General features: G+C 62.5%; 17 protein-coding genes, 1 tRNA gene and 2 pseudogenes. 11 read left to right on the top strand and 9 right to left on the bottom strand.

Translation table 11 applies throughout. From position 1 onward, the window contains the following. Window positions 1-95: 95 nt before the first annotated feature. A complete protein-coding gene (locus tag IVA82_RS06590; protein WP_247380848.1) occupies window positions 96-404 on the top strand; it encodes a histone in 309 nt (102 codons plus the stop codon). A 68-nt stretch (window positions 405-472) separates the two neighbouring features. Here the strand turns inward: IVA82_RS06590 and IVA82_RS06585 are convergent, their stop codons facing one another. From IVA82_RS06585 to IVA82_RS06575, 3 genes are all read right to left on the bottom strand, one after another. Next, entirely contained in the window at window positions 473-1,216 is a 744-nt protein-coding gene (locus IVA82_RS06585) for a hypothetical protein (protein WP_247380845.1), read from the bottom strand. Between the two features lie 93 nt (window positions 1,217-1,309). Next, a complete protein-coding gene (locus tag IVA82_RS06580; protein WP_247380842.1) occupies window positions 1,310-2,182 on the bottom strand; it encodes a DMT family transporter in 873 nt (290 codons plus the stop codon). 109 nt (window positions 2,183-2,291) lie between these two features. Continuing rightward, the gene (locus tag IVA82_RS06575; RefSeq protein ID WP_148737985.1) at window positions 2,292-2,738 is read right to left on the bottom strand and encodes a hypothetical protein; all 447 of its coding nucleotides are present in this window, start codon (window positions 2,736-2,738) and stop codon (window positions 2,292-2,294) included. Between the two features lie 284 nt (window positions 2,739-3,022). Here IVA82_RS06575 and IVA82_RS06570 point away from each other — a divergent pair, with 284 nt between their 5' ends. Beyond that, the gene (locus tag IVA82_RS06570) at window positions 3,023-3,283 is read left to right on the top strand and encodes a hypothetical protein (protein ID WP_247380839.1); all 261 of its coding nucleotides are present in this window, start codon (window positions 3,023-3,025) and stop codon (window positions 3,281-3,283) included. A gap of 33 nt (window positions 3,284-3,316) precedes the next feature. Here the strand turns inward: IVA82_RS06570 and IVA82_RS06565 are convergent. After that, window positions 3,317-3,773, bottom strand: a pseudogene (locus tag IVA82_RS06565) (host attachment protein). Between the two features lie 314 nt (window positions 3,774-4,087). On the opposite strand from IVA82_RS06565, the gene IVA82_RS06560 reads away from it, so the two are divergent. Both IVA82_RS06560 and IVA82_RS06555 read left to right on the top strand, forming a co-directional pair. Continuing rightward, window positions 4,088-4,366, top strand: coding sequence for a hypothetical protein (locus tag IVA82_RS06560; protein WP_247380837.1), 279 nt, complete (start codon window positions 4,088-4,090; stop codon window positions 4,364-4,366). A 496-nt stretch (window positions 4,367-4,862) separates the two neighbouring features. Next, a pseudogene (locus IVA82_RS06555) lies at window positions 4,863-5,240 on the top strand (AraC family transcriptional regulator); the annotation flags it as partial. Between the two features lie 69 nt (window positions 5,241-5,309). Here the strand turns inward: IVA82_RS06555 and IVA82_RS06550 are convergent. Then, the gene (locus IVA82_RS06550) at window positions 5,310-5,714 is read right to left on the bottom strand and encodes a VOC family protein (protein WP_148737760.1); all 405 of its coding nucleotides are present in this window, start codon (window positions 5,712-5,714) and stop codon (window positions 5,310-5,312) included. A 64-nt stretch (window positions 5,715-5,778) separates the two neighbouring features. Here IVA82_RS06550 and IVA82_RS06545 point away from each other — a divergent pair, with 64 nt between their 5' ends. From IVA82_RS06545 to IVA82_RS06520, 6 genes are all read left to right on the top strand, one after another. Beyond that, a complete protein-coding gene (locus tag IVA82_RS06545) occupies window positions 5,779-5,940 on the top strand; it encodes a hypothetical protein (protein WP_247380834.1) in 162 nt (53 codons plus the stop codon). A gap of 388 nt (window positions 5,941-6,328) precedes the next feature. After that, a complete protein-coding gene (locus IVA82_RS48910; protein ID WP_247380832.1) occupies window positions 6,329-6,589 on the top strand; it encodes a cupin domain-containing protein in 261 nt (86 codons plus the stop codon). 360 nt (window positions 6,590-6,949) lie between these two features. After that, on the top strand, window positions 6,950-11,776 hold the full coding sequence (locus IVA82_RS06535) for an NAD-glutamate dehydrogenase (protein WP_247380831.1): 4,827 nt from the start codon (window positions 6,950-6,952) through the stop codon (window positions 11,774-11,776). 67 nt (window positions 11,777-11,843) lie between these two features. Continuing rightward, window positions 11,844-12,164, top strand: coding sequence for a hypothetical protein (locus IVA82_RS06530; RefSeq protein WP_148737766.1), 321 nt, complete (start codon window positions 11,844-11,846; stop codon window positions 12,162-12,164). A 469-nt stretch (window positions 12,165-12,633) separates the two neighbouring features. Further along, complete coding sequence (locus IVA82_RS06525; RefSeq protein ID WP_235939300.1) at window positions 12,634-12,846, top strand: antitoxin MazE-like protein; 213 nt, start codon at window positions 12,634-12,636, stop codon at window positions 12,844-12,846. Then, entirely contained in the window at window positions 12,827-13,162 is a 336-nt protein-coding gene (locus IVA82_RS06520) for a type II toxin-antitoxin system PemK/MazF family toxin (RefSeq protein ID WP_346658666.1), read from the top strand. The genes IVA82_RS06525 and IVA82_RS06520 overlap by 20 nt, the downstream gene beginning before the upstream one ends. Window positions 13,163-13,265: 103 nt before the next feature. Here the strand turns inward: IVA82_RS06520 and IVA82_RS06515 are convergent. The 3 genes from IVA82_RS06515 to IVA82_RS06505 all read right to left on the bottom strand — a co-directional run bounded on the left by IVA82_RS06515 (window position 13,266) and on the right by IVA82_RS06505 (window position 14,731). Further along, a tRNA-Arg gene (locus IVA82_RS06515) sits at window positions 13,266-13,342 on the bottom strand. A 144-nt stretch (window positions 13,343-13,486) separates the two neighbouring features. After that, on the bottom strand, window positions 13,487-13,987 hold the full coding sequence (locus IVA82_RS06510; RefSeq protein ID WP_247380829.1) for a hypothetical protein: 501 nt from the start codon (window positions 13,985-13,987) through the stop codon (window positions 13,487-13,489). Window positions 13,988-14,146: 159 nt separating this feature from the next. Further along, window positions 14,147-14,731, bottom strand: coding sequence for a hypothetical protein (locus IVA82_RS06505; protein ID WP_247380825.1), 585 nt, complete (start codon window positions 14,729-14,731; stop codon window positions 14,147-14,149). Window positions 14,732-14,947: 216 nt separating this feature from the next. On the opposite strand from IVA82_RS06505, the gene IVA82_RS06500 reads away from it, so the two are divergent. Continuing rightward, on the top strand, window positions 14,948-15,331 hold the full coding sequence (locus IVA82_RS06500; protein WP_247380823.1) for a VOC family protein: 384 nt from the start codon (window positions 14,948-14,950) through the stop codon (window positions 15,329-15,331). A gap of 52 nt (window positions 15,332-15,383) precedes the next feature. On the opposite strand, the gene IVA82_RS06495 is transcribed toward IVA82_RS06500, so the two are convergent. Further along, window positions 15,384-15,881, bottom strand: a complete 498-nt coding sequence (locus tag IVA82_RS06495) for a hypothetical protein (RefSeq protein WP_247380819.1) — start codon at window positions 15,879-15,881, stop codon at window positions 15,384-15,386. Window positions 15,882-15,919 lie beyond the last annotated feature (38 nt).

Genomic DNA, 15,919 nt, shown 5'->3' with positions numbered 1-15,919 from the left:
TGCCTACGCAAAGATCCGCAAAGGTTTGAGCGTTGCTTTGACACAATTTCGAATCCCGCTATCGTCGTTGCTGCATTCAAACCGAGGGGGACGATATGGACGACGATAAACCCGTGACCGAGCAGGCGATGGAGACGATCACCACCGCCGTGGAAGCGACCAAGGACGCCGCTGTCACCGCCGTCAAGAAGGTCAGGAAGGCCGCCAAGAAGGTCGCAAAGAAAGTAGCGCCGAAGAAGGCCTCCAAGAAGAAGGCTGCCAAGAAGGCTTCGAAGAAGGCCGCAAAGAAATCGTCGAAGAAGGCGACCAAGAAGACCGTGAAGAAGGCGGGCAAGAAGGCTGCCAAGAAAGCTCCGAAGAAAGCTCCGAAGAAAGCCGCCAAGAAGAAAAAGGCCAAGCGCTGATCGCAGCCCAAGGATAGGCAGAGCAAGCCTCCGGGTGCGGGCGCACCCGGAGGCTTGCGGCGAAGTGCCTACTCTCGCCGCTTGGATGCGCGCCGGCCTGGATGATGCTCGCCCCGCGGATCGCGGAATTCGCTGCGATGGCCGCGCCGGTCCTCCTTCGCGAACTTTCGCCGCTTCTCGGGCGAGCCGAACGCCTTGATCACCCGTCTGCCATTGACCTTCTTGATGACGTAGCCGCCCTCGGTCATCGAGAACGGCGCCTTCAGCGATCCCATGTGGTCGAACTTGGTGCCGCGGGGATGCTCGAACGGCTCGAACCAGGATGGATAGACAAAGTTCGACATCGGGAGACCGTTGACCGGGAAAGAATCCTCCTCCACGGCGTCGCAGACCTCGTAGGCATACTGGGTGTTCCGGTTCTTATCCGCCCAGAGATTGGCCATTGGGTCGAGCACCATCTCGAACAGCTCGTGTGAGGCGGCCACGCTGATGGGCTCTTCGCCCAGGGCCTTGACGAAGATCTTCGAGATCGGCTGGCGGCGATGCGTCAGCTCATGGCGGCCGAGCATGTTCTTGTGGGAAGCTTCGTCGAAATAGACCAACTGCCAATCGGTCGGCTTCGGCTTTTGCGTGGCATAGAGATCGACCGGATAGCCCCACACGGGGAGGAAATGCTTGTCGTAGCACTTCTGAAGCGCTGCAGTGAGCGCGCTCATCTTGCGACCGCTGATCGTTGGCTCCGCGTAGTTGATGCAGGCAATCCGAACCGGCTTCATGGACCGGCCGAGCAGTGCGCGTCTCGCCTTCTTCATGGACATCACCGTGTTGAAAAGGAAATGGGATTGAATGGTCCCAGCCTAGCACGAAACGGCCGATACACGTCAGGGATGTGTCCGCCGAAAATGCTAAAGGCGCCGGTTGACCACGAACACCGCGGCCGCGCACATCGCCATGCCGGCGATCGCAAGCGCGTCGAGCTTCTCTCCGAATAGCACGTAAGCCATCAGTGCCGTGACCGCGGGCACCAGGTAGAACAGGCTCGCGACCGAGGTCGCCGCGGCATGGCGGATCAGCCAGTACAGCAGCCCGATGGATCCGATCGAGAGCGCCACGGCGAGCCAGGCCAGCGCGAGCACGAACTCCCGCGTCCAGCGCACCACGCGGTCTTCGAACAGGAAGGCACCGGCCGCGAAGAAGATGGTGACAGCGACATATTGGATCAGGTTGCCGGAGCGCCAGTCGATGCGGCTGCAGTAGCGGCGCTGATAGAGCGTGCCGAGCGTGATGCTGATCAGGGCGACCACTGAGGCGAGCCAGCCGAGCCCGGCTTCGCCGGTCAGGGGGCGGTTGTGCAGGATCAGCACCACCCCGCCGAGGCCGAGCACGAGCCCGGCCCATTGCACCGGCGTCACCCGTTCGCCCAGCCAGCGGTTGGCGATGGTCGAGGTCAGGATCGGCTGCAGGCCCGGAATCAGCGCTGAGAGCCCTGCGGGAATCGAATGCGCGATCGCAATCGCGGTGCCGCCGAGATAGAAACCATGAACGAGGATACCGGCGACCGCGCTGTGCGCGATGCCGATGCGGTCGGGCCATTTCGGGCGCGCAATCGCCACGATCACCGCCATCAAGCCGACCACGATCACCATGCGGATCGCGAGATAGGTCAAGGGATCGGCATTGTTGATGACGTATTTGGTGCCGATGAAGCCGGTGCTCCAGAGCACGACGAACAGGATCGGCGCCGCGCGTGCGGCCATGTTTTCTTGATTATGATTCATTGCCGTCTTCATTGCCCGACCAGAGGCGATGCGGCAACGCGAATTTGCGGCGCTCAGATGTTGCGCTGCACGACGACGGACAGAGGAAACGGCAGCTCAGATCAGCCGCTCACCACTCTTCCGGACAGGGATTGATGATCTTCCAGAGCTCGACCCCGTTCTTGATCTTCTTCATGTCGGTCGTGAGCCCGCCGTTGCGGCGGATCCAGTCCTTCACCGTGTCGGGATAGTAGGACATCAGATCCGACGTCCCTTCCGAGCTGGTGACCTTGATGCCAAAGGTAAAGGCCTTGTCGTAATAGGCCTGGTGGAAGCCGAGGCTCGCGCGCGGCGTCACGCAGATCTTGTTCATCGGCACGATGCCCAGCACCAGCGTGCAGGCCGAGTTGCAGATGCCGTCGATGATGACGCGCTCGCGCTTGTCGCGGACGCGCGCGTACTTGGCCTTGTACTCCTCGACATAGCCGCCGTGGTCGCGCGTGATGTGCAGATCCGCCCGCGCCGGCGTGGCGACAGCAACGGAGAGCAACAGCAGGCTCAGGAGCGTGATGCGCATGGCAAAGGGACGGTGAAAACCTTGCAGGAATGGACCGGCCTCGAAGGACCCCCAAGGGGCCGGCAGGAATCTTTGACCAGATTCTCTTTGGTCATACTTGTGTGGGGAATTCGTTAAGCATCCCGAAAAGGCCAAAAATGGGCAGGCCGCGGGGCGGACCGGCATTTCGGTCACACCGCCCGGGAATCCACGGAAATCGCCGGGTTTTCCCGCCGCTTGGGTGCCCAGCCCGCCGAAAATCGCTATAACGAGCTGACCTCTAAGTGTGGTTTCGGAGAATCGAGATGAGCAAGTTGAAGCTTGTTGCCATGGTTGCGGCCCTTTCGGCCGTGACCCTCGCCCCCAGCCTTGCGGAGGCGCGGCATCACCGGCATCACCGCTCTTCCACCAACCCGCTGCCCTACCCGATTAGCTATTTGCACAATTACGGGCCCGGCGTTACCCCCGGCACCTTCGCCTACTACGACGGCCCGTCGACCAACCACTGCTACCAGAGCGCGGCTGCCTATGTCGGCCAGGACGGCCGCCGACATCCCTGCAACTGAGGGGTACCGGCGCGTCGTCTCCCGGGGGAAGCCTTAACTGGCGGCTCCCGACAGCAGCAATTGCTTCTCGATCTCGTAGACCGGCAACTTCACGAGGTCCTTGCCGACTTCGCCCTGGAGCGCGCACGGCGTCCGAATAGTCCGCGCGGATCATTCCGAGGGCGCGCGGCGAGGCCACCATGGTCAAAGCCGTGGTCTCGCCAGAACTGACGGCGGTATCGAGCCGTCCGGCGAGGCTTCGCAGGAACGCGCGCTCGGCCTCGTCGTGCCAATCGGTCTGCTCGGCCGAACTGCGCGCACCGCCAACCGCGGCATGCAACCGGCCGGGCGCGTCGGTCCCCTGCGCGGCGGTGGCAGGGTTGGACTGCTCATGCACCTCCCTTGTGTGAAGGTTCGGAAAAATCCCGTCGCCGAGATTCTCCAGAATCGACGCCTTGCGGCCATCACACACCACCAGCCAGTCGCCCTTGTCGATTCTCATCTTGTTCATTGCGCTGCTCCAAACGATCCGCGGACACAGCCCTCCGACGGAGGCGAAGCAACCGCCGGAGATGCTTTCCCTCGAATGCCTCGAGAGAACTGCCCACGGCGAAAAGACTAGGGACGAAGCCAAGCGTGAATTGCGCAGGATCAAGGATGGTGGCGATGTTTGCCATGGCCGAAGCTGAGGTAGCTTGCGACAAGCCGGCTCAGGCCTGAGACGAACTGGCTGAAGATTTGTTCATCAGCATTACATTTCGGTTCCGCCACAATTTGGGCAGAACATCTTCGATATCCTGCAAGGCGTAAGCGGAGGAAGACATCATGAAGTTCAATATGGGCCTCGTCGCCGTGGCCATGTTCGGTGCCGTCTTGGCATCGTCGGCGGCGTCCGCCATGCCCGTCGCGCCTGCACCTGCTACATCGCAGGTCTCGGACGTCGAGCAGGTCCGCATGGTCTGCAATCAATGGGGGCGTTGCTGGTGGCGGCCGAACTACGCCTATGGTTACGGCTACGGCCCGGGATATTATGGGCCGCCGCGCTATTACGGCCCGAGATATTATGGGCCGCGCTATTATGGGCCGCGCTATCGCCGCTGGTGAAATCTGGAGGGGCCCTCGGGCCCCTTTCGCATGTGAGAGATGCGCATTCGGCCCGCACGACCGCTGAGACCGATTCCAAACTGATCTAGATTAAGGAAACTGATCTAGATCAAAGAAAAGAATCCGCCGTCGGGCATTCTCTGCCGATGGCGGACCTCATCGTTTTTCAATGCCCTCAGACGGGTATGAATGTTCAAACCCACCTGGAAAGACAGCCGAAACTCGAAGGTTGACCTTTCGAAGCGTTCAGCTGCCCTGCGTGCACGCGGGTCCATTTCATCGATCTGGCCTTGGGCCGGCCGATGGTCGGAGATCGTTGACGCACGAGGTCTCCGTCATATCCAGCTCCATGTGTTCGAGGCCGTTCGAACAGCCTCAAGTCCAGGCCACATCGCATGATCGCCGTAATATTACGGCCTGCTTCATGATCTACGGAATCAAGATGTTTCACCATTGATATGATCTCCATCATTGCGGCGGCTGCGGGCTTGACGAAATGTTGTTCAGTGCCCTGACACCTTCCTCCGCACTTCAACTGGCGACCTTCGCCGATATCGATGCGTTCAAGCCGGCCGAACTGATGGAGGATGCCAGGAGCATCCCGCTCGACATTGCGCGATTTGCGGCGGCGCGCGCGGTGGTCTGCTTGCCGGCGTGCCGGATCATCCTGATGCGATCGTTTGCGCGCATCCTCGATACGGCCTATCGCGCGCCGGGTGGCATGGTGATCCTCTCGATGGCCGATGACCTGCGGGCCAATTTGAACGGCGTGGATCTGGACTCGCGCTTCTTCGTGGCCCTGCGCGGCAACGACGATTGCCATTTCGTCGAGCCCAGAACCAATCTGCATGCGATGATCATCCTCTCGCCCGGCAGTTGCGATCCACGGCGGCTGGCCGATCAATTTCGCGATGCGACGTGAAACCTCGGCCAAACCGAACCATCAAGACCGAACCGGTTGCCCGATTCCCAGGAGGTTTCCTTCACTGTCGCGGAACCACGCACCCCGCTCACCGGTGCCTTTGCTGGGGTAGTTGCCTCTGATCTCCGCAATCCCATCGACGGTACTCAGGCCGGGCAGGTCATACTCCTCGAACTCGACTCCCCGCGCGCGAAGCTCGCGCACCGTCGCCTCGATGTCGTCGACTTCCCAGCCCATTTGGGTGTGCGAGCCAGATTGCACTCCCGCCGAGACGAAGATCGCAAACTCGCCGGCCCTGCAGACGTAGCGCAGCCCGCCCGCGCGCTGTTCGACCGGTTCGAGCCCGAGTTTCTCCGAATAGAACGCCCGCGCGCGATTCAGGTCTTTGGCTGGAAGCCGGGTTGCCACTTTCGCGTCCTTTAGCATGTGCTTTCTCCTTTCGTGATCTTAATGCGCTGGCTTGCCGCCAGCGATCTTCGGGAGGCGCCATATGGAGAATAACGTAAAGCAATTGTTCGAGCGCTACGAGAAGCTGTTCCGAATGACGCTCACGGGTGAAGTGGACATGGACAAGGTGGCATCGTCATACACCGCCAAGTTCGTCGCTGCGTCTCCGGCGGGCGTCAGTGTCGTCAGAATGACGAGCACCTGAAGCAGGTGATGCAGCAGGGATTCGAAAACTATCGCCGAATCGGCACCAAGGACATGCGACTTCGTAATGTCCGCATCGCACCTATCGACGAACACCACTGCCTGGCCCACATGGCTTGGACCGCCATCGTTCGGGGACTGATGCCTCGGAGACACTGGCGCGCTCGGAACCAGCGCTCGGGTACCTTGTTGCTTTGGTGAGGCGTCCGCATGGTCATTCGCACCGTGATCTGATCGACGTACAACGACTCGACGCTCGACGGGAAAGGGTGTCCAAATGGGTGAAAGCATCGACGGTCAGGCAAGTGTCCAACAGGCCGGGTTTCCCGGTGTCACACGTAAGGTTCTCGAACGTCTTCCATTGCCCCGGCGATCATCGGGAACTCGTCGTGGTTGAGGTGACCTATCCACCCGGTGGCATAGCTCCGCTTCACCGACATCCCGTTGGGGGAGTGGTCTTCATCATCGAAGGTGTTGCCGAGTCAGCTTATGGCAGCGATGATCCGCGACAGTATCGAGCAGGCGAGACATTGCAGGATCGGGCCGATATTCCACACACCCTCTTTCGCAATTGTGACCCGGAAGGCCCGCTCCGCTTTCTGACCATCTACGTGCTCGAACCTGGACGCTCCTACACAATGGAGCCATGAGCTCAATTGGCGCCTGAGTGGCAGACGGTGGCGAAATCGCGCCGCATCCTGCAAAATCGTAGAGTGGCGCGCCATTCAGAACAAACCGCGCACTCATACATAATTGAAATTGCTTGTGATTTTTCCTGCCCAATGGTTCGACGGCCGTCGGCCGCCGAGTTCGGCCTCACCCGCTGTCGCAGAGGATTTCCGCACGTCTCACGACAGCGTGCGCCTTTCGATGCGGGATCGTAGTATTGTCGTCCGAAGCCGTCGAAGCTTCGAGACCGAGGATTTCGTCTAACACTCGATCGCGGCGCTCGAAGAGTTGCACTCCAGAATCAAGCTGATGATCGCAGCTGCGGTCGGACAGCGCGGCAAATGGAGGACATTATGGCGTGGCGTGACGACAAGGCACGGGCAACTCTGATCCGCGATGCAGCGGGCAACGTGCAGCCGGGCAGGAGCCCCCGGGCCTTTGCCGAACCTTTGTTCGGCTACACCAATAACGAGGACCTCGCCAATTACGATGCAGTCTCGCTTGCCCTCCTGGCGGAGCAAGCCTGGGAACACGTGCAGCGGCGCACGGCTGGCCGCGCCGATATCCGCGTCATCAATCCGATGCTGCCCGACGGACGCGAGATTTCCGTGCTCGAAATTCTCAACGACAACATGCCCTTCCTGTTCGATTCCACCATGACGGAGCTCGCCGAGCAGGGCATCGAAGTCACCCTTGTCGCACACCCGATCATCGCCGTGGAGCGCGATGATCAGGGCAAGCTGCTGCGCTTCTACGGCGAAGCACTGCCGGAAGGAGCAAAGGGCACGCGCGAAAGTCTGATTCATCTCCACATCACTCGCCTGGACGCCGATTCCGATCGCCAGAAGCTGGTCGACGGCCTCACCAGGACGTTGAACGACGTCCGCGCCTGCGTCACCGACTGGCGCGCTATGCGCGACCGCGTCGAGGAAGCGATCAAGACTTACTCTTCCAATCCGCCGCCGCTGCCGATCGACGAGGTCGCCGAAGCAAACCAGTTCCTGCAATGGCTCTGCGCGGACAATTTCACCTTCCTCGGCGTGCGCGAATATCGCTTCTCGCCCGACAGCGATGCGTCCGACGACATTACAACCGGCGAAGGCCTCGGCATCCTACGCGATCCCGACGTCAAGGTGCTGCGCCGCGGCAGCGAAATGGTGGTGATGACGACGGAAATTCGCGAGTTCATGCGCGAACCGACCCTGCTGATTGTCATCAAAGCCAATGTCTCCAGCCGCGTCCATCGCCGCATCCGGATGGACTATGTGGGCATCAAGCTCTATACGCCCGACGGCCGGCTTGAGGGCGAGTTGCGCGTCGTCGGCCTGTTCACCTCAGGTGCCTATACCCGCTCAGTACGACAGATCCCTTATGTCCGTCATAAGGTTTCGCGGGTGCTGCAGCGCGCCGGCTTCGACCCGAACAGCCATTCCGGCAAGGCGCTCATGCATATTCTCGAGGAATATCCGCGTGACGAACTGTTCCAGGTCGATGTCGACACTCTCTACAATTTCGTCATGGAAATCCTGATCCTCTACGAGCGCCCGCGCGTCCGGGCGCTGGCGCGGGTCGACAAGTTCGATCGCTTCGTCTCCATCCTTACCTTTATTCCGCGCGAGAAATTCGACACCGACGTCCGTACTCGAGTCGCTGCCTTCCTGGCGCAGACCTACAACGGGGCCCTGGCCGCCTCCTACGTATCATTCCCTGAAGGGGCGCTTGCGCGCGTCCACTACATCATCGGGCGCTATGAAGGCAAAACTCCCGTCGTCGAGCGCACCACGCTCGAAGCCGGGATCGGCGCCATTGCTGCGACCTGGGCCGACAAGCTGAAGGCCGCACTCACTGCGTCAACCGATGGCATGCGGGCGCGCATGCTCACCAACCGATATGCCCGGGCCTTTAGCGGCGGCTATACCGAGGTGTTCGGCGCGGAACAGGCAATCACCGATATCACAACCGTCGAAAAGCTCACGCCAGCCCGCCCGGTGACGATTTCGGTGCACCGCGTCGAAGACGAGCACGATCCCAGACGCTTCGGCCTGAAGGTGTTTTCGGACGCCGCACCGCTGTCGCTGTCTTACCGCGTGCCGGTGATCGAAAATCACGGCCTGCGCGTGGTCAACGAACGCACCTATCAGATCGTGCCCGGTAACAGGCCGGAGCCGGTTTGGCTGCACGACATGATGATCGAGACCAGTGACGGCCAGCCCATCGAGATCAACCCGGAATTCAGCCATCGCCTTGAGGCTTCGATCATGGCGGTGGTCACCGATCGCGCCGAATCCGACGGATACAATGCCCTGATCCTGCGCACCGCCCTGGGCTGGCGGGAAGTCTCGACCATCCGGGCGCTGTCGCGCTATTTGCACCAGATCCGCGCGCCGTTCACCCAGGATTACATGTGGGAGACCCTGCGCAAGAACTCCGCGATCACGGCCACCCTGGTCGCGCTGTTCCAGGCCCGCCTCGATCCGCGCCTCGCCTCGACCGATGCCGAGCGCTCGGCGCGCGAGACGGCTCTGCTTGCCGAGATCGAGGAGCAGCTCAAATCCGTCGCCTCGCTCGATGAAGACCGCATCGTGCGCCGCTTCACCAACCTGGTGCAGGCAACCGTTCGCACCAATCTGTGGCAGATCGGCGAGGATGGACATCCGCGTCCGGTGATCTCCTTCAAGTTCGAGGCGCGCCGGATCGACGACTTGCCCGCTCCCCGACCTCTCTACGAGATCTTCGTCTATTCACCTCGTGTCGAAGGTATTCACCTGCGCTTCGGCAAGGTTGCGCGCGGTGGCTTGCGCTGGTCCGATCGGCCGCAGGATTTCCGCACCGAGATCCTCGGCCTGGTGAAAGCGCAGCAGGTCAAGAACGCCGTGATCGTGCCGGTCGGCGCCAAGGGCGGCTTCGTGCCCAAGCGCCTGCCGCCGCCTTCCAGTCGCGACGCCTGGCTCGCGGAAGGCACCGAAGCCTATCGCGTCTTCGTTCGCTCGCTACTCGAGCTCACCGACAATCTCGACGGCGACATCGTCGTGCCGCCCGAATCCACCGTGCGTCACGACGGCGACGATCCCTACCTCGTCGTGGCCGCCGACAAGGGCACCGCCACCTTTTCCGACCTCGCCAACGCAATCTCGGCCGAGAAGAACCATTGGCTCGGCGATGCCTTCGCATCCGGTGGCAGCCAGGGCTACGACCATAAGAAGATGGGGATCACAGCGCGCGGCGCCTGGGAAGCAGTCAAGCGCCACTTCCGCGAGCTTGGCACCGACATTCAGACCATGCCGTTCACCGCGGTCGGCGTGGGCGACATGTCCGGCGACGTCTTCGGCAATGGCATGCTGCTCTCGCCGGCGACAAAGCTGGTCGCGGCTTTCGATCATCGCGACATCTTCATCGATCCGTCGCCCGATCCGGCCGTCAGCTTCGCCGAGCGCAAGCGGCTGTTCGATCTGCCGCGATCGAGCTGGCAGGACTACAACAAGTCGCTGATCTCGCAGGGCGGCGGCGTGTTCTCGCGCCAGCTCAAGGCGATCCCGCTCGCTCCGGAAGTGCGCACTCTGCTCGATCTCGACAAGCCGCAAGCCACGCCGTTCGAGGTGATGACGGCAATCCTGAAGGCTCGCGCGGACTTGCTGTGGTTTGGCGGCATCGGCACCTATATTCGCGCATCGGCGGAAAGCGACGATCAGGTCGGGGACCGCGCCAATGATCCGATTCGGATCACCGGCGCCGACGTCCGCGCCCGGGTGATCGGCGAAGGCGCCAACCTCGGCGTCACCCAACGCGGCCGCATTGAAGCGGCGCAGAAGGGCGTCAAGCTCAACACCGACGCTATCGACAATTCGGCCGGCGTAAACACGTCCGACATCGAGGTCAATATCAAGATCGCGCTGGCGCGCCCCGAGCGCGAGGGACGCCTCAGCCCCGCTGACCGCAACAGCCTGCTCGCCGCGATGACCGACGAGGTCGGCACGCTGGTGCTGCGCAACAACTATCTGCAGACGCTGGCGCTCTCGCTCGCCGAACGCAAGGGCGTGGCCGAGACCGGCTTCCTCGCCCGCCTCATGCAGTCGCTCGAGCAGCGTGGCTTGCTCAGCCGCGCGGTGGAGTATTTGCCCGACGACGCAGCGCTCACCGAGCGCACACGGCGCCGCCAGTTCCTGACGCGGCCGGAGCTTGCCGTGTTGCTCGCCTACGCCAAGCTGACCCTCTACGATGACGTGCTCGCCACCAGCGTGCCCGATGATCCCCATCTTGCCCGCGAACTATCTCAATATTTTCCGCGCGAGGTTCAGGACAAATTCCCGAGAGCGGCCGAATTGCATCGCCTGCGGCGGGAGATCATCGCGACCAGTCTCGCCAATGCGGTGATCAACCGCGGCGGCCCGGCCTGTGTCGTGCGCCTGATCGACGAGACGGACGCCGATATCCCGACCATCGTCATGGCCTATGTGGCGGTCGATGAATGCTACGGACTGAAATCGCTCAATGACGCGATCGATGCACTCGACACCTGCATCGACGGGCAGCTGCAGCTGTCCCTCTATGCTTCTGTGCAGGACCTCCTGCTCTCCCGCATGGTCTGGTACGTGCGCCATGTCGATTTCAAGGACGGACTGGAGGCCGTCGTCGCGCGCTTCGGCCCGGCTATCCGCCAGATCGTCGCCGGGCTCGACACCGCCCTGCCGCCGGACTTACAGGCGGGGCGGGGCAAGCGGCGGCAAGAACTCACTGAGGCCGGTATCCCGGCCGGCCTCGCCGGCGAGCTCGCCGATCTCGACGCTCTGGTCTCGGCACCCGACATCGTGACGGTTGCCGAGCGCACCACGCGCCCCATCGGCGACGCTGCCGCGACCTTCTTCGCCGTCGAGGCGAATTTCCGTCTCGACCGCATCATCGCCGCCGCGCGCGGCGTGCCGGCAAACGACTATTTCGAACGTATGGCCATCGATCGCGCCGTTGAGCAGATCGCTGGCGCCGAAAGAAGGCTGGCCGCGGATATGCTGGCAACCGGCCAGTCCGGCCATGCGGCCGTCGCGAGATGGCTCGCGGCTCACCCCGAAGCGACGCGTATCCGCCGCTCGGTCGAGGAAATTGCTGCCAGCGGCCTGACGCTCGCCAAGCTGACGGTGGCGGCGAACCTGCTGGGGGACTTGGTCAAAGCCTGAGCGTGCGAAGCAGCGATGTAAGAAGTTCAATGCCAGCGCAGGCTGCAGGCCCGAACGGAGGAATCCAATGATCCACGCCACTTGCCATACCGCCGACAACGCCCGCTGCATCGAGTTCGATGCCACACCGTGGTTCAGCGAAGCTGATGCTCCGAGCATTATCGATCTGGCCCAACGAGGATGGACCAGTACGGCGATTGCGGATTCCCTCGAGCGCCGACGAGGATACGAAGGCTTGCACGACCTCGTTGAGTATGCGGCGAAGCGACTGCAATCGGAATCCCTGGAGGACCCAACCTGGGAAACCTTCGAATGTGTCATCGATGGACCCGAGGCGGTCGCCTGGCTCGAGAAAAATCGGCCCAACGTCGTGGCAAGGATCCGGTAAGCCGCGGGAAGCGCCGCAATGGCCGCAATTGATTGGCGCAATAGCTCCCCCTCACAAATCGCAGTCGCGGCATTCGTCGGATCGCGCACCACTTGGCGATTTCTACGACTATGCGCGTGCGCCCGCGCGTCCTGGCCAGCGACGAGCGAAGCGCGCTTCAGTGACATGGGCGGTGACGGACGATTGGCCGAAGGACGTGCCGGTGACCACGCCGCCGCGAAAAGCTGGAGGCGCGGAAGCTCTTTTGCCCGAGAAGGTGGGCGCGCCACGCCCATGACGATGAGCACTACTCGTTCGCCGTGGCGCTATGACGTTGCGGCCGAGCAGGCGATCCGGCCGGATAACCTGCGACGGTGCGATCTTGCGCTTCGCCCCGCGGAGACGCCCTGGGTCTCGAATTGAGTCCCGACCCTTGCCTTCCGGGTCCGTAACGCGTTACATTGTAACGCGTTACGGATGGAGAAGTCCAATGGCGGCGGCAGCCGAGAGGATGAAGATGATGCGGCAGCGGCGGCGCGCACGGGGCCTGCGTGAGTTGCGTCTCGTAGTCGCCGACCCCCGCTCGCGGGCGGTGCGACGACGGGTGGCGAAGCAGGTTGCCCGTCTCGATCCTGATAGCGAACGCGACGCGCTGGAGTGGATCGAGTCGGTCTCAGAGTTTGATGCAGATGCAACGCGGTGACGTGGTAGTTGTTGCCGCGGCCGGTGACTATGGCAAGCCCCGCCCAGCGGTCATCGTGCAGACTGACGCCTTTCCGCAGAGCCATGCCTCTGTAGTGCTTTGCCAGTTGACTTCCGATCTGGTGGACGCTCCGGATTTTCGCGTCACCGTTGAGCCCAAGCCTGAAAACGGATTGCGGCTCACGTCGCAGGTGATGGCCGATAAGCCGGTCACCGTAAGACGCGAACGGATCGGGCAGAGGATCGGGCGTATCGGCGACCAGGACATGGCTCGGCTCGGAATTGCCTTGGCGTTTGTCATGGGGCTCGCGGATTAGCGGCTTCTAGTCCAGGCGACCGACCGCAAGATTCACGCGGCTGTCAGCGGCATGATGCGGCATGTTCCGGCGCCCGGCGACGATGTCTTACAAAATCGCAAAATGGCGCGCTCGGAGAGATTCGAACTCCCGACCCTCGGAATCGAAATCCGATGCTCTATCCAGCTGAGCTACGAGCGCCTTGGCCCGGAGACGGGCCGCTATTGAACCGCGTCCGACCGTGCTGTGGGACCAGCAGCGGGGAGCGTTCCGATGCGTTCGAATTAGCAGAGAGGCGCGACAATAAAAAGCCCTACTCGCCCCTCCCGGTGCAGAACGTAGCGCTCACCAGGTGGTGTCGAACAGGCCGAAGTGCGGCTGCTGCGCCACCAGCATCATCGACCTGCCGGGCTGCGGCGCCGGATGCATCCTGGCGCCCCTGCGCCGGGACTGGGCCTGCGGAGCCTGAGCCAGAACCTGCGGCCTGGCGTCCGTCTTCTTGGCTGAGGCGGCATCGGCCTTCGGGACCGTCTGCGTGAACTGCGCGAAGGTCTCGCGCACCCGTGCCTTTGCCGACATCTCGGCCAGGACGTCGGCCTGGACCGGCTGCTGGGGCGCAGCCACAGCGGCCATATTCACCACCGGCGCAGCGATCGTCGGCTGAGTGGTGTCGAGCACGACGCGTTCAGGCAGGTGGCGATCGGACCGGATCCGGATCATCGGCTGTTCGTTGTTTGCGGTCGCAACCGCTTCCGCTACGGGAGAGGCCGGCAGGGCGAAGTTCGCCGCGAACAGCAGCGCGAGCAACGCTCCACCGACAAAAATGAAATACCGAAAGATGGGCATTGGCCACGCTCCGCCCCCGCATCCCCGCGCGGGCTCTCCGCCTTAACCGGCGCTCTATCAATTGGTTCCTGCACCGGCAGTTCGGTTCAAATGGCAACGCCAAGTTTTTGGACCAAGGCCCGGGATGGTCACTTTTCCGCTATCGAATTGGACAGCCCTTTACGCTCGCCGCGCCGTAACCAGCGAACACTTCGCCTGATCGGCATTGACGTTGACGAAGCCGACAGGAACGTGCGCAAAAGTCTTACGGCTTTTCATGCTGACGATGTCGGCCAGCACGCGGGTGCGCTCGGTCAGACGGCTGCCATCGCGCCGCGTAAAGGCGCAGACGATTTCGACATCTCTTATGGCATAATCATTGTCGTTTCGCAGGGTAAACGTTACCAGCGCCTTCGAGCCGAGGCCGCCACGGCGCCAAGTCTGCGATGAAATCCTGAGGAGATCGAGCTCTGCCGCTGCCTGAGCCGCGGCGGGCGGCAATTCCGCCGCAGGATTGACCGAAGCCGCCGCCTCGACAGAGGCCAACTCCGCGTTGATCGGCTCGCCTTGAATCATTGGCTCGCCCTGGGCGGAGCTTCCCTTGGAGAGAGGCAACAGCATCCACACGCCGCAGCCGACGATGAAGGCCGCCAGCAGCCACAGCAGACTTCGGCCAGATGAGACGCTTGCGATCATCGCGCGCGCCAGACGCTCGCCGATCCCAGCGCAGCGTCCCCACCCCATCCGGTTAAACCCTGCGTTCATGGGTGCGTCACCGACAGCGACCGAGGCACTTCCCTGTGCATCCGTCCAACACCGATGCGACAATTCCACGGCGGACCCAGCCACTGCTTACTTTAAGCTAGCAGACAAACTATGGTTCCCGCGCGCATGCGAATCCGGCAACAACGGTGGCGATCACCGGCCGGGCTCGCTACCATGCGCTGCAACATTGCAAAGACCCCGCCGGGAGGAAATGAAATGCCAGTCGTCACTTGGGATCACGTCCATCTGCGCAGCCCCGATCCGGAGGCCACCGCAGCCTGGCTGCGAGACATCCTCGGTGGCGAGATCGTCCGCGCGCCGGGACGAATCGACGTGAATCTTGGCGGCGCCAGGATCTTCATCGCTCCGCTGGAGGGCGACAACGCCGTCAGCCCACCACCACCGCACCCGCATCAGGGCCTCGACCATTTTGGCCTCACCGTGAAAGACATCGACGCGGTTGCTGCGGAGCTCAAGGCCAAGGGTGTCACGTTCACGCGCGAGCCGACCACGATCCGGCCGGGCGTTCGCATCTGCTTCCTCCGAGGCCCCGAAGGCATCTCCATCGAGCTGCTCGAGCGCGACAAAAAATATACCTGACGCGGCGCGAACCGCATCGGGCGTCAGCCGGGCGAACGGGCGCCCGGCGCGGTTACGTCATGCTGCCCGGCATGAAGCAGCGGATGGTGACGCCCGTGTAGCCGTAGATCGGCCACACCATGGTCCGCCCGACCCGGTTCGGCTCCGAGATGACAGCCTCTTCGGGCACGTCGACCCAGACCAGTTCCTGCTTCTGGCCTTCGAGCACATAGCCAAGGCGCGGGACGCGGACGCGATAATGCCCGTCCTTGCTGTCCCAGTCGGAGTCCGAGAGCGCCGACCCGTCGGCATCGGAACAACATGGCCCCTTGCCGCTTCGCAGTCCGTCGAACCAGGCCTTCAATTCGGCATTGGTGTTGACGAACTGGCCGCGGTCGCGCGCGTGACCGAACGGCGCAGCGATGGCAATCAGGGCTAATGCGCAGCCCAGCCTCGCCACGCTTCGCCAGCGTGTCGCACAACCAATTCGCCGATGTTCTACTTTGCAATTCGTGGGACGCACACTGTACAGACGCGGCTCATCGCCGCCGGAATCGATCCAGTTGCTCACGTTGGTCTTGCTCCAGCACCCCGCGGCCAGTGCAACAA

Origin of the sequence: Bradyrhizobium sp. 142, from assembly GCF_023074015.1 — a bacterium.
GTDB lineage: Bacteria > Pseudomonadota > Alphaproteobacteria > Rhizobiales > Xanthobacteraceae > Bradyrhizobium.
Note: the sequence above shows the minus strand (reverse complement) of the source record. Positions and strands in the feature narration are given on the sequence as shown.

Excerpts from the sequence above, each read along its gene's own strand:
- IVA82_RS06590 (WP_247380848.1), top strand. The coding sequence starts at position 96 with ATGGACGACGATAAACCCGTGACCGAGCAGGCGATGGAGACGATCACC.
- IVA82_RS06585 (WP_247380845.1), bottom strand. The coding sequence starts at position 1,216 with ATGAAGAAGGCGAGACGCGCACTGCTCGGCCGGTCCATGAAGCCGGTT.
- IVA82_RS06580 (WP_247380842.1), bottom strand. The coding sequence starts at position 2,182 with ATGAATCATAATCAAGAAAACATGGCCGCACGCGCGGCGCCGATCCTG.
- IVA82_RS06575 (WP_148737985.1), bottom strand. The coding sequence starts at position 2,738 with ATGCGCATCACGCTCCTGAGCCTGCTGTTGCTCTCCGTTGCTGTCGCC.
- IVA82_RS06570 (WP_247380839.1), top strand. The coding sequence starts at position 3,023 with ATGAGCAAGTTGAAGCTTGTTGCCATGGTTGCGGCCCTTTCGGCCGTG.
- IVA82_RS06560 (WP_247380837.1), top strand. The coding sequence starts at position 4,088 with ATGAAGTTCAATATGGGCCTCGTCGCCGTGGCCATGTTCGGTGCCGTC.
- IVA82_RS06550 (WP_148737760.1), bottom strand. The coding sequence starts at position 5,714 with ATGCTAAAGGACGCGAAAGTGGCAACCCGGCTTCCAGCCAAAGACCTG.
- IVA82_RS06545 (WP_247380834.1), top strand. The coding sequence starts at position 5,779 with ATGGAGAATAACGTAAAGCAATTGTTCGAGCGCTACGAGAAGCTGTTC.
- IVA82_RS06535 (WP_247380831.1), top strand. The coding sequence starts at position 6,950 with ATGGAGGACATTATGGCGTGGCGTGACGACAAGGCACGGGCAACTCTG.
- IVA82_RS06530 (WP_148737766.1), top strand. The coding sequence starts at position 11,844 with ATGATCCACGCCACTTGCCATACCGCCGACAACGCCCGCTGCATCGAG.
- IVA82_RS06525 (WP_235939300.1), top strand. The coding sequence starts at position 12,634 with ATGGCGGCGGCAGCCGAGAGGATGAAGATGATGCGGCAGCGGCGGCGC.
- IVA82_RS06520 (WP_346658666.1), top strand. The coding sequence starts at position 12,827 with ATGCAGATGCAACGCGGTGACGTGGTAGTTGTTGCCGCGGCCGGTGAC.
- IVA82_RS06510 (WP_247380829.1), bottom strand. The coding sequence starts at position 13,987 with ATGCCCATCTTTCGGTATTTCATTTTTGTCGGTGGAGCGTTGCTCGCG.
- IVA82_RS06505 (WP_247380825.1), bottom strand. The coding sequence starts at position 14,731 with ATGAACGCAGGGTTTAACCGGATGGGGTGGGGACGCTGCGCTGGGATC.
- IVA82_RS06500 (WP_247380823.1), top strand. The coding sequence starts at position 14,948 with ATGCCAGTCGTCACTTGGGATCACGTCCATCTGCGCAGCCCCGATCCG.